The organism is Micromonospora sp. DT62 (assembly GCF_049847285.1).
GTDB lineage: Bacteria > Actinomycetota > Actinomycetes > Mycobacteriales > Micromonosporaceae > Micromonospora > Micromonospora reichwaldensis.
The window spans coordinates 44,959-56,433 of sequence record NZ_JBNCOB010000024.1; the positions used below are offsets into that span (position 1 = coordinate 44,959).

The 11,475-nt window shown below is 75.2% G+C and carries 11 protein-coding genes; 7 read left to right on the forward strand and 4 right to left on the reverse strand.

The annotated features are described in order from the left end of the window. Nucleotides 1-333 precede the first annotated feature (333 nt). Nucleotides 334-1,716: an AMP-binding protein gene (locus tag ACPXCB_RS25625; RefSeq protein WP_425878151.1), complete on the forward strand. Its 1,383-nt coding sequence runs from the start codon at nucleotides 334-336 to the stop codon at nucleotides 1,714-1,716. 45 nt (nucleotides 1,717-1,761) lie between these two features. On the opposite strand, the gene ACPXCB_RS25630 is transcribed toward ACPXCB_RS25625, so the two are convergent. Beyond that, the gene (locus ACPXCB_RS25630; protein WP_425878153.1) at nucleotides 1,762-2,241 is read right to left on the reverse strand and encodes a cold-shock protein; all 480 of its coding nucleotides are present in this window, start codon (nucleotides 2,239-2,241) and stop codon (nucleotides 1,762-1,764) included. Between the two features lie 173 nt (nucleotides 2,242-2,414). Between ACPXCB_RS25630 and ACPXCB_RS25635 the strand changes: the two genes are divergently transcribed. After that, nucleotides 2,415-3,077, forward strand: a complete 663-nt coding sequence (locus ACPXCB_RS25635) for a 4'-phosphopantetheinyl transferase family protein (RefSeq protein WP_425878155.1) — start codon at nucleotides 2,415-2,417, stop codon at nucleotides 3,075-3,077. Here the strand turns inward: ACPXCB_RS25635 and ACPXCB_RS25640 are convergent. Further along, on the reverse strand, nucleotides 3,074-4,483 hold the full coding sequence (locus ACPXCB_RS25640; protein ID WP_425878157.1) for an acyl-CoA synthetase: 1,410 nt from the start codon (nucleotides 4,481-4,483) through the stop codon (nucleotides 3,074-3,076). The genes ACPXCB_RS25635 and ACPXCB_RS25640 overlap by 4 nt on opposite strands. Nucleotides 4,484-4,721: 238 nt before the next feature. On the opposite strand from ACPXCB_RS25640, the gene ACPXCB_RS25645 reads away from it, so the two are divergent. The 5 genes from ACPXCB_RS25645 (at nucleotide 4,722) to ACPXCB_RS25665 (ending at nucleotide 8,251) form a co-directional block, all read left to right on the forward strand. Beyond that, complete coding sequence (locus ACPXCB_RS25645; protein WP_132240274.1) at nucleotides 4,722-5,396, forward strand: HAD-IA family hydrolase; 675 nt, start codon at nucleotides 4,722-4,724, stop codon at nucleotides 5,394-5,396. Nucleotides 5,397-5,673: 277 nt separating this feature from the next. After that, nucleotides 5,674-6,615, forward strand: a complete 942-nt coding sequence (locus ACPXCB_RS25650) for an ABC transporter ATP-binding protein (RefSeq protein WP_425878160.1) — start codon at nucleotides 5,674-5,676, stop codon at nucleotides 6,613-6,615. After that, nucleotides 6,612-7,349 carry an ABC transporter permease gene (locus ACPXCB_RS25655; RefSeq protein WP_121397818.1) on the forward strand — a complete coding sequence of 246 codons (738 nt, stop codon included), beginning with the start codon at nucleotides 6,612-6,614 and terminating at the stop codon, nucleotides 7,347-7,349. The genes ACPXCB_RS25650 and ACPXCB_RS25655 overlap by 4 nt, the downstream gene beginning before the upstream one ends. A 254-nt stretch (nucleotides 7,350-7,603) precedes the next feature. Then, nucleotides 7,604-7,849, forward strand: a complete 246-nt coding sequence (locus tag ACPXCB_RS25660) for a DUF5988 family protein (RefSeq protein WP_425878162.1) — start codon at nucleotides 7,604-7,606, stop codon at nucleotides 7,847-7,849. Nucleotides 7,850-7,870: 21 nt separating this feature from the next. Next, nucleotides 7,871-8,251: a VOC family protein gene (locus ACPXCB_RS25665; RefSeq protein ID WP_425878164.1), complete on the forward strand. Its 381-nt coding sequence runs from the start codon at nucleotides 7,871-7,873 to the stop codon at nucleotides 8,249-8,251. A gap of 32 nt (nucleotides 8,252-8,283) precedes the next feature. On the opposite strand, the gene ACPXCB_RS25670 is transcribed toward ACPXCB_RS25665, so the two are convergent. Next, nucleotides 8,284-10,014 carry a hypothetical protein gene (locus ACPXCB_RS25670; protein ID WP_425878166.1) on the reverse strand — a complete coding sequence of 577 codons (1,731 nt, stop codon included), beginning with the start codon at nucleotides 10,012-10,014 and terminating at the stop codon, nucleotides 8,284-8,286. A 6-nt stretch (nucleotides 10,015-10,020) separates the two neighbouring features. Further along, nucleotides 10,021-11,469 (reverse strand): VWA domain-containing protein, encoded by a 1,449-nt coding sequence (locus tag ACPXCB_RS25675; RefSeq protein ID WP_425878168.1) that lies wholly within the window; start codon nucleotides 11,467-11,469, stop codon nucleotides 10,021-10,023. Nucleotides 11,470-11,475 lie beyond the last annotated feature (6 nt).

Sequence of the window (11,475 nt, forward strand, 5' to 3'; positions counted from 1 at the left end):
ATTTCTTGTCAAAAGTCGACTCCAATGTCCGCCACTGTCGGCGAGTCGTCGTCCATCCATAGTGTCGGCCACGGGAAAGGGTGGTCCGGCCCGCCGCTGTCGAAAACCGGACGAGATCCTGTCCTACCTGGCCTGTCGCCCTCGCAGGGGACCCGGTCCGGGCAGCTAGGGGTTGTGCCGGGCCGATAGCCCGGCCTAATTTCGGGGCACCCGTTTCCACCATCGGGATAGTCGGATATGGGGCCTTCCCCGTGACCTGAAGGGTTCTGTGGCCGTCGTGATGTTCCACCTGCTGCCGCGACTCGTTGCCGCCCTCCGCAGGGGATAGCGCAGATGACACTGCTGCCGGCGCTGCGGGGATTCGGCGCGGACCGGGCCGATGCGGTCACGGTGGGCGGCGGCACGCTCTCCAGCGAGGCCCTGCTCGGCTGCGTCACCGCGGTCGCCGACCGGATCAGGGGTGCGGTCGCGGTCGCCGTCGACGGCACACCGACCCTGGAGACGGTGGTGGGAATGCTCGGCGCCGTCCACGCGGGCGTCCCGCTCGTACCACTGCCCCCCGACGCGGACGAGTGCGAACGGGGCCGCATCCTGCGGCAGTCCGGGGCGACGGTGCTCCTCGGCCGCAACCGGTCCGACACCCACCGGCTGCCCACCGTCCCGGTCGACCTGCGGGAGCGCTCCTCGACACCGCACCCTGAGCCGGCGCCGGGCACCGACGCGGTCATCCTCTACACCGGGGGCGCCGGCGGGCCGTCGCGCGGGGTACGCATCTCGCGTCGCGCCATCGCCGCCGACCTCGACCTGCTGGCCGACGCGTGGCGGTGGAGCGAAGAGGACGTCGTGGTCCAGGGCGCGCCGCTGTTCCGGGCGTACGGCCTGGTCGTCGGCCTGCTCGGCGCGTTGCGGGTCGGCAGCCGCTTCGTCCACCTCGACCGCAACGCCGCCGCCGGACCGGTCGGCACCATGTACCTGGGGTTGCCCGAGCAGTGGGCGAAGATCGCGCTGGACGCCCGGTGGGCCCGGTCGCTGTCGGCGGCGCGGATCCTGATCTCCGCGGACGCCCCACTGGCCCGCGCCGTGGCCGAACGCCTCCGGCTGCTCACCTCGCACACGCCGGTCCAGGCGTACGGCACCACCGAGACGCTCATCGCGCTGACCGGGCGGGCCGACGACCCCACGGTCGCCGGTGCCGTCGGCACCCCCCTGCCCGGGGTGGAGACCCGGGTGCTGGACCGCGAGGCCCGACCGGTGCCGGCCGACGGTGAGTCGGTCGGCGAGTTGAGCATCTGCGGGCCGACGTTGTTCAGCGGCTACGTCGAGGGCGGGCGGGGCGCTGCCGCCGGTCACTGGCACGCCACCGGCGACCTGGCCACCGTGGCCGCCGACGGCTCGTACCGGATCATCGGGCGGCGCGGGCTCGACGTGCTGCACTGCCGGGGCCGGCGGATGCACGCCGGGCAGATCGAGGAGGCGTTGCTGAGCCATCCCGGCGTCCGGGAGGCCGCCGTCGTCGGCACGCCGCACCACGCGCTCGGCGAGCAGGTCACCGCGTACGTCGTCGCCGAGGGATTGACCGCGCAGGTGCTCATCGACCACGTCGGCCGGTATCTCTCCGCGGGTCAACGGCCCCGGCGGGTGCACTTCGTCGACGAGCTGCCGCGCAGCCCGCTCGGCCGGATCAGGAAGTCCCTGCTGATCGCCGGCGGTTGTTGAGCCGACCGGGCCGTGGGCGGCGGTCCACCGACGTCGGCCCCGCGGTCAGCCCTCCACCCAGCCGTGCCGTCTGGCAAGGTCCAGCATCCGGGCACGCACCGCCACGATCTGCGCCCCGGTCAGGTCCGACACGGAGGTGACCAGCGCCTCGGTGGTCTCCGTGCAGAAGGCTCTCTCGGAGAGCACGTCGCACAGCCCCTCGTCGTCCTCCGCACCGCCCGTGGCCAGCCCGCCGTCCCTGCTGCGCCCGCCGGTGAACGCCACGCCGGCCCGTGCGGGCGCCGCGGTGCCGGCCGCCCCGTTCCGCTCCCCGCCCCCGGCAGCGCCCACCACCCGCACCAGCACGGCCTTGGGGCCACGGTCGGTCCCCACCGCCTCGTACTCCACCGGGACACCGGGCGTCAGCGCCCACTTGTCGCCGTCCAACATGTTCGCGTGCACGAACACGTCGTCGCTGCCGTCGTCCGGGGCGATGAACCCGTAGCCCCGCACCTCGTCGAACCGCACCACCTTGCCAGTGAGCATCACTTTCCCGCATCCATCCGACCAAGATCCGCGTGCCCCGCCCATGGAACCGGGGCCCGCCCCCAGACTGGCAGCCGCCCGCGTGGCCCGGCACCCGTACCCGACCCCTATGGTGCACCGTACCGTCGGTGCCGGCGCGGCGCGGCTCGCCGCAACGCCTAGCATCGGCGGACGTGATCGAGCAGATCCTGCCCCCCGCCGTGGCGGTGGCCGAGGCCTTCACGGACCCCGCCGACCTGACCCTGTTCCCCGAGGAAGAGGCGCTGGTGGCCCGGTCGGTGGAGAAGCGTCGCCGGGAGTTCACCACCGTGCGGCACTGCGCCCGCACGGCCCTCGGCGAGCTGGGCCTCGCGCCGGTGCCGATCGTCTCCGGCGCCCGCGGCGCCCCGGTCTGGCCGGCCGGCGTGGTCGGCAGCATGACGCACTGCGACGGCTACCGGGCGGCGGTCCTCGGCCGTACGACCGCGTTCGCCACCCTCGGCGTGGACGCCGAGCCGCACGCGCCGCTGCCCGACGGGGTGCTTGACGCGATCGCCCTGCCGGCCGAGCGGGCGCGCACCGCCACGCTGGGCGCGGCCCGCCCCGCCGTCTGCTGGGACCGCCTGCTGTTCAGCGCGAAGGAGTCGGTGTACAAGGCGTGGTTCCCGCTCACCGGCCGGTGGCTGGACTTCTCGGAGGCGGACATCGTGATCGATCCGGCCGGCACGTTCGAGGCCCGGCTGCTGGTGCCCGGCCCGGTCCTCGGCGGGATCCCGGTGACGGCCTTCGCCGGCAGGTTCCTGGTCGAGCGGGGACTGGTCGCCACCGCGATCAGCATCCCGGCCGTCCGGCCCTAGTCCGCCGTCAGCCTGGTCTTCTGCACCTTGCCGAGGGCGTTGCGGGGCAGCGCGTCGACCAGGCGTACCTCGCGTGGCCGCTTGTGCGCCGACAGGTGCCGGGCCACGAAGTCGATCAGTTCGGCCCCGTCCACCCCGTCGCCCACCACGTACGCGGTGACCTGCTGGCCGAGGTCGGGGTGCGGGGTGCCCACCACGGCGGCCTCGCGGACCCCCGGGTGCGCCAGCAGGGCGTCCTCCACCTCGCCGGCGCCGATCCGGTAGCCGCCGCTCTTGATCAGGTCGGTGGACGCCCGCCCGACGATCCGGTGCCAGCCGTCCGGGTCGACGGTGGCGACGTCCCCGGTGCGGAACCAGCCGTCCGGGGTGCGGCTCGCCGCGTCGGCGTCCGGACGGTTCAGGTAGCCGTCGAACAGGGTGGGGCCGTCGACCTGGAGCTCGCCCATCGCCGCCCCGTCGGCGGGGAGCGTGGCGCCGTTCTCGTCGACCAGCCGCGTACGCACGCCGGGCAGCGGCAGCCCGACGGTGCCCGGCCGGCGCGGACCGTCGGCCCGGGCGCTCACCGTGATCAGGGTCTCGGTCATCCCGTACCGCTCGACGGGCCGGTGCCCGGTGAGGGTGGCGAGGTCCGCGAAGACCGCTGCCGGCAGCGCCGCGCTGCCCGAGACGAGCAGCCGCGCCGGACGCAGCGCCCGGGCCGCGTCCGGGTCGGCGGCGATCCGGGACCACACGGTCGGCACGCCGAAGTACATCGAGCCGTTGGCGGCGGCGTACCGTTCGGGTCGCGGCCGGCCCACGTGGTGCAGCCGGCCACCCAGCCGCAGCGGCCCGAGCACGCCGAGCACCAGCCCGTGCACGTGGAACAGCGGCAGGCCGTGCACCAGCAGGTCGTCCGGCGTCCACGCCCAGGCGTCGGCGAGCCCGTCCAGGCAGGCGGCGACGGCCCGGCGGGAGATCACGGCGCCCTTCGGGGCGCCGGTGGTGCCGCTGGTGTAGAGGATCACCGCGGTGCTGGCCGGGTCCGGCTCGGGGTGGACGGTGTCCGAGCGCCGGCTCAGGTCGACGGGCACGACGGCCCGGCCCGCGCCCCCGGCGGTGCGCTCCGCGCCGGCCGGGACCAGCAGCGCCGTCGCTCGCGAGTCACGCAGGATGTGGTCGCGCTCCATCGGCCCGGCGTCCGGCGGGACCGGCACGACCGCCGCCCCGGCGGTGAGGGCGCCGACCACCCCGACCACCGTCTCCAGGGTCGCGGTGGCCTCGATGGCGACCCGGTCGACGCCGTGCAGCTCGTCGGCCACCGCCGCGGCCAGGCGGCGCAGCTCCACCCAGGACACGGCGCGGTCGTCGACGCGGATCGCGTCCGGACGCTCGTCGGTGCCTCCCGCGAGCCAGCTCAGCAGCGGCATGGTGCGACCCCTCTCCAGCGGCTCGGGCCCGGGCCGGTCCGGCCGGGCGTGCCGCGGCGGCCGGACGACGGGCACCCGGGACGCCGGTAGGGTCGGTGGGGCGCCGGCGGATCCAGGTGGGCGCGGTGCGCCGCGCCGGTGGGCCCGGAACGACGGTCCTGACCGTAGTCGGGGGCACCCCGGCCTGCCACCCCTACCGGGCGGCGCGGCCGGGTCGGACGGGCGGGAGGTGACGTCGGTGGTCGCGGACGCGACGGCGTGGACGGCGGTACCGGGCGGTGTCCGGGCCGTGGTGCTCGACCTCGACGGGGTGCTGGTCGACAGCCTCGCCGTGGCCAGGGAGGCGTTCGCCCTCGCGTACGCCGAGGTGGTCGGCGACGGCGTCGCCCCGGTCGAGGAGTACTGCCGCCACCCGGGCCGGTACCTGCCGGAGGTGCTGGAGCTGATGGGCCTGCCGGCGACGCTGGCCGGACCGTTCGTGCGGGAGAGCAACCGCCTCGCGCACCGGGTCACCCCCGTCGACGGGGTGCCGGAGCTGCTCCGCACCCTGCGCCGGCGGGGGATCGGGCTGGCCGTGGCCACCGGCCGCAGCGGGGTCCGCGCCCGCGACCTGCTCGGCCGGCTCGGTCTGCTGCCACTGGTCGACCACGTGGTGGGCTCGGACGAGGTGCCCCGGCCGAAGCCCGCTCCGGACATCGTGCGGCGGGCGCTGCGCCTGCTCGGAGCCCGCCCCGGGGAGGCGCTGATGGTCGGCGACGCCCCCAGCGACCTGGCCAGCGCGCGGGCGGCCGGGGTGCTGGCGGTGGCCGCGCTGTGGGGCGAGTCCGACGAGGAGACCCTGCGCGCCGCCGGCCCGGACGTCGTCCTGACCCGACTCGACGAGCTGCTGCCGTTCTGCCCGGCCCGCCGGTGACCGGTACGCGTGGCCGGACACCCTGCGGTGACCGGACAGCACCCCTGCCCCCGCGCCGCGTTCGCGGTCGGCACCCCTGTCCCGGGTCGATTCCCGGTTCGATACCCCCGATTTATCAGCTGATCAGTTGATCGACACATCGGTTGGCCGGATGATGTCGGGCGTCGGTCGGCCTGGCGCCGGCCGGCCGGCCCGTTCCCGCAAGCCGACGCCGCGATCAGCCGAGGGGTCCCGCCCTTCTCGACGGCAACCCGCACGTGAAGGAGGACCACCCCCAATGCCGGTCATCGAAGTCGATCATCTGCAGAAACGGTACGGCGAGAAGATCGCGGTCGACGACGTCTCCTTCACCGTGGAACAGGGCGAGATCTTCGGCGTGCTCGGCCCGAACGGGGCCGGCAAGACCACCACGGTCGAGTGCGTGCAGGGGTTGCGTCGTCCCGACGGCGGCACCATCCGGGTGCTCGGGCTCGACCCGGTCCGCGACCGCACGGAGGTACGGCAGCGCGTCGGCGCCCAGCTCCAGGAGAGCCAGCTGCCGGACAAAATACGGGTGTGGGAGGCGCTGGACCTGTACCGGTCCTTCTACCGCAACCGGGCCGACATCGACGAGCTGCTGACCGACCTCGGCCTGGCCGAGCAGCGCAACACCTACTTCCAGAAGCTCTCCGGCGGGCAGAAGCAGCGGCTGTCGGTGGCCCTGGCACTGGTCGGCAGGCCGGAGGTCGCCATCCTCGACGAGCTGACCACCGGCCTCGACCCGCAGGGCCGCCGGGACACCTGGGACCTGGTCGAGCGGATCCGCGACCGGGGCGTCACCGTCGTGCTGGTCACCCACTTCATGGAGGAGGCGCAACGCCTCTGCGACCGGCTCGCGATCATCGACAAGGGGCGGGTGGTGGCCATCGACAGCCCCGCCGGCCTGCTCACCCGGGTCGGCAGCGAGCACCGGGTGCACTTCCGTCCCGCCGAGCCGGTCGAGGACGCCCTGCTGCTCGCGGCGCCCGACGTGACGGGGGTGTCCCGTTACCGCGACGAGGTGACGGTGACCGGCACGAAGGACGTGCTCCAGTCGGTCCTGTCCGTGCTCAACGAGCGCGGGATCCGCTACGACGCGCTGCGGGTCGAGCAACCCACCCTCGACGACGCGTTCGTCTCCCTCACCGGCCGCTCGGGCCGGACCGCCGCGCAGTCCCCGACCGACGGGAGGTCGTCGTGAGCGCCCTGTCCAAGCTGATCGCCGTCGAGACGAAGCTGTTCCTCCGGGAACCGGTGTCGTTGTTCTTCGTCTTCGCCCTGCCGATCGGCCTGATGCTCGTCTTCGGGTTGCCGCAGCGCGCCGGCACGGCCGCCGACACCGGGCAGCACGCCGAGCAGACCTTCCTGCCGTCCCTGGCGCTCGCCCTCACCATCGGCATGCTCGCGCTCTTCACCCTGCCGATGGCGCTCGGCATCTACCGGGAACGCCGGGTGCTGCGCCGCCTGGCGACCACCCCGGTGCAGCCCGGCCTCCTGCTGGTGGCGCAGGTGGTGGTCAACCTCGTGATGGGCGTGCTCGGCGCGGTGGTCACCGCGATCGCCGTACGGTTCCTGCTGGACCAGCCGGCGCCGGCCAACGTTCCCGGCTTCGTGTTGGCCTTCCTGCTCGGGGTGGCGTGCCTCTTCGCCGTCGGTCTGCTGATCGCGGCGCTGGCGCCGTCCGCCCGGGCGGCGCAGTCGATCGGCCCCGCGCTGTTCTTCCCGCTGCTCTTCCTGGCGGGCGCCTGGCTGCCGCGCGACCGGATGCCGAGCGCGCTGGCCGCCATCGCCGACTACTCGCCGCTGGGTGCCACGGTGGACACCCTCGGTGCGGCGTGGGCGGGCGCCAACCCGGAGCTGCCCCAGCTGATCGCGCTGGCGGTGACGGCCGTGGTCGGCTCCGCGGCGGCCACCCGGTTCTTCCGCTGGGAGTGATCCTCCGCACCCGGGTAACCGGTGCGGGGGACGTCGTCGCTGCCCAGGGCCGTTCCTAGGGGTGGCCTAAGGGTGTCCGCCGAATGTGATCTGGATTACGTTCGCAGCAGAACGGGCGCCCGGTCACCGGACAAGGACGTTCGACCGCGAGGCGTCCGTTCACCCGGCAACGGGTGTCGTCAGGCCTGTGTGGACGCGTCCGCCGCAGTGCGGCGGCTCGTCCGAGGTGTGCGGAATGCGACGGAGGTCGTGCCATGAAGGACGTTTCGCAAGCTGATCCGGTCACCCGGGACGCAGTCGGCGTCATCGACGTCGTCCTGGAGGGCGGTCCGGTCGATCTGCCGGCCGACCTGCGCAGCCGTCAGGTGGCGCGGGTGGAGGAGAAGATCAAGGTCCTGCACTACGGCGGGTACGAGCACTTCGAACGGGGCGCCACCCCGCTGGCGGTCGACCTTCCGGTGGTCTTCCGCTGGACCGGTCGGACCCGGATCGCCGAGTAGGGGAAGGGCGGCACCAGTCACATGAGGGCACAGAACCACCGGCCGGGTCCCCACCTGACGGTCAGCGACACGAACGAGGCCATCGCCTTCTACACGGATGTCTTCGACGCCGTCGCGATCGTGCGGGAGTGTCTGCTCGACGGGCACGTCCTGCACGCGGAACTGGCCGTCGGCGGCCACCGCCTGACCGTCAGCGAGTGGTACGAGGCGGGCGCGCCGTCGACGGTGGAGAGCCGCGACGACGTGCTGACCATCGAGCGGACCGACCCCGAGTCGGTGCTGCGGCGGGCGGTGGCCGCCGGTGCCCGCGTCGAGACGCCGGCGGATCCGTCGCGTCAGGTGACGCTGCGCGATCCCGCCGGCCTGTGCTGGACCGTCGTCGGCCCGCAGCGGGCGGCGTAGGCGAACACCCGCGACGCCCACCGCTCCGTCGGTCATCGCACCGCCCGGGAGCGGTGGGCGTTGCGGGTGCGCAGGGCGAAGAAGAGCGCCGCGGCCCGCCGGATCTCACCCGGTCGTTGCGGATCCGTGGCGATCTCGTGCAACAGGTCCCGGTCGGCGCGGTCCGCCGCCAGCGTGGTCAACAGCGAGAAGCACTCCCGGGCGGCGTCCCGGCCGCCGGGGCCGTCCGCGCCGTCGGACCAGTGGGTGAGCAGCGCCGCCAGCACGTCGGCCCGGAACGCCGGCGCGCCGCCGGCGGCCGTGCCCCGGCCGGCGAGCAGGTGACCGGCGGCGATCGCCCCGACCGGCTCGGTCAGCCGGGCGCGCAGGAAGGCCGGCGGGACGGCGGCCCGGCTGATCGCCTGCAACGCGACGAACCGGGCCGAGCCGGTGTTCATCAGCGTCACCCACTCGTCCGGCCGCCAGTCGCGGGCGAGCGGTCCGGCCGCCAGGTACTCCACCAGGCTGGGCCAGACCGAGGCCAGGGCGTGGCGGTCGGCCCGGAAGAGGTCGGTGGCGAGCAGGATCTGCCGTACGCGCGCGGGCCAGTCGGGCAGCACCGTCGCAGGGGGAGCAGGGGCGTGGGCCGCCGACCAGTCGACGACCGCCGCCACCGGGTCGCCGCCAGCGGCGGCGGCGGTCGCCGCCACCTCGACGAGGTCGGTGTGCCGGGTGTCCAGCCAGGCGGCGACCGCCCCTCCGTCGGGCGGGCGGAGCCGCAGCGCCGCGCAGGCGGCGTCGAGGCTGGCCCGGCCGCCGCGCAGCAGGGCGCGGACGAACTCGTCGAGCAGGGCGGCCGGGCCCGCCGGCGTGGCCGCCTCCACCTGCCCGCCCTCCCAGACCAGCACCGCGACGGTGGCGGTGAGCGGATTGCGCACCGGCCCGGTGATGCGCTGGGCGTGGGTCCAGTCCAGGAACGTGCGGGCCGTGGCGCCGTCGGGGAACCAGCGGGCCGCCAGCAGCGCCACGTCCGCGTCGGTGAAGTGCGCCAGGTGGTACGCCGGATAGCCGTCGCCCAGCACGGCCAGTTCGTCCTCCGCCAGGTGCCGCGTGGTCACCAGGACCCGCCAGGGCCTCGGCGGGCCGGCCGGGCCGGGGGAGCGGGCCAGCTCCGCGAGGCGGTTGAGGACGACGGCCCGCTCGTCCGGGTCGGCGACGGCGTCGAGCGCGTCGACGCAGACCAGCCACCGCCGGCCGGGGACGGGGGCCTGGTCGACGTCGAGCGGGGCGCCGTCGCGCGGGTACGCCTCGGCGAGCGCCGCGGACAGCGGCTGGTGCACCAGGGCGACGGCCGGAAGGCTCACCAGCACCGGCCCGGGCGGGCAGCGCCGTCGCCGCCCGCGCCCGGCGAGCCACCGCTGCGCCGAGCGGGCGCTCTCGTAGCGCACGAGCGCCGTCTTCCCGCTGCCCGGCTCCCCGATCAGCAGCACGTTGCCGGCGCCGGTGAGCAGGTCCGCCACGTCGACGCTGTCGCCGTCGCCGGACGGGGCGAGCCGTGGCACCGCGCGGCGCGGCACGTACACCTCGGACAGCGGCTTGACGTAGCCGCCGAAGCGGTGCGGGTGGACGATGCCGGCGTCGGCCTCGCCGCGCCAGACCGGGCGCAGCGCGGCCCACCAGCCGCGCCGGCTCCGGGTGTGGCGGCGGACGGCGACGACGGCGGTGGCGAGCGCCAGCGTGCCGCTGACGACGCTGGCGACCTTGTCCGAGACGTCCAGGTCCATCGCCGGTCAGGACCGCCCGGCAGGCCGGTCCGCCGACAGGTGGTGGGTGCCGCAGCCCTGGCAGTACGCGCCGGTCTGCTCCTCGCGGCAGTGCCGCCACGGCGCGGGCGGTCCGGCCGGCGCGACCCGCTGCGCCGGCGGCTCCTGCGGTCCCCACCGGGACGTGTGGTGGGCCACGACCAGGGAGGACTGCGTGAGTCGGGCGTCGACGTCGGGCTTGAGGCGGACCCGGCCGTCGGCGGAGTCCAGGACGTCCACGACGCGGGCGAGCAGGGCGACGTCGTCGTCGCGGCCCGTGGCGTGGGCGAGCGCCACCGCGCGCCCGAGCTGCTCCTCCGCCTCGGCGACCCGGCCCGCCCGGGCGGCGGCCAGCCCCTGCTGGACCGCCGCCGCGTAGTCCTGCTGGCGGGTGTAGTACGCGACGCTCTCGTTGATCTCCGAGTACCGCAGGGCGTCCTCGGTCCACTCCACGTCGAGCGGCACCTCGACCGGCGTGGTGTCCGCACCCGCGTGGACGCTCAACCAGCCGATGCGCCGGCTCGCCCCGGGCGCCATCGCGTCGACCTCCAGGGCGACGTGGTAGTCCCGCTGGTCGTGCGGGCTCCACGCGCCGACCGGGTAGTCGGTGCCCAGCTCGCCGGCCGGCTCGCCGCGCCCGCTCAGGTCGGCCAGCGCCGGGTGCACCTGCTTGACGAAGCGGACCCGGGCCAGCCCGGTGGTACGCACCCGGAGCCGGACGTCGGGGACCCGCCGGGACATCGCGCGGGTCAGCACCGCCCGGAAGTCGTCGGCGAGCCCGGTGAGGTCCTCGACCGGCACGACGGGGTTGGCGCCCAGCGCCTCCGCGATGCCGAGCAGTTCCGCCGCGTCCCAGTCGTGCACGCCGTCCGCGGAGCCGATGGCGCGGCAGTCGACGGTGAACCGGCCCACGCACGCGTCCACCGCCGCCCGCAGGTCGGCGGGGAGCTGGGACTCGTTGCGCCCGTCGGTGAGCAGGATGACGTGCCCGATCGCGTCCGGCCGCGTGGCCAGCAGGTGGCGTGCCAGCAGCAGCCACGTGCCGATGGCGGTGCCGCCGTGCGGCGTCACGTGCCGCAGCGCCTTGCGGGCGGCGGCCCGGGTGGTCTCGTCGGCGACCGCCAGCCGCCGGTCGACCGGGTAGACCATCGTGGCGTGGGCGGTGCCGGCCACCACCGCGAACGCGACGCCGTCGGGCAGGGCGTCGATGGCTGCGGCGGTGGCCCGCCAGGCGGCGCGCATCTTGGCCTGGGGCGCGCCCATCGAGCCTGAGCTGTCGAGCAGGATCACCTCCGCGAGGTCGTCGTGCCGGACGTCGGCGTGGACGGGTTCCTCGCCCCGGACGGTGGCGACCACGTCGAGGACCGCCCCGTCGGCGGAGACGCACTCGGTGTGGTGCGCGCGCAGCCGCAGCGGCAGATCGTTGGCGGGGGACACGGGTGA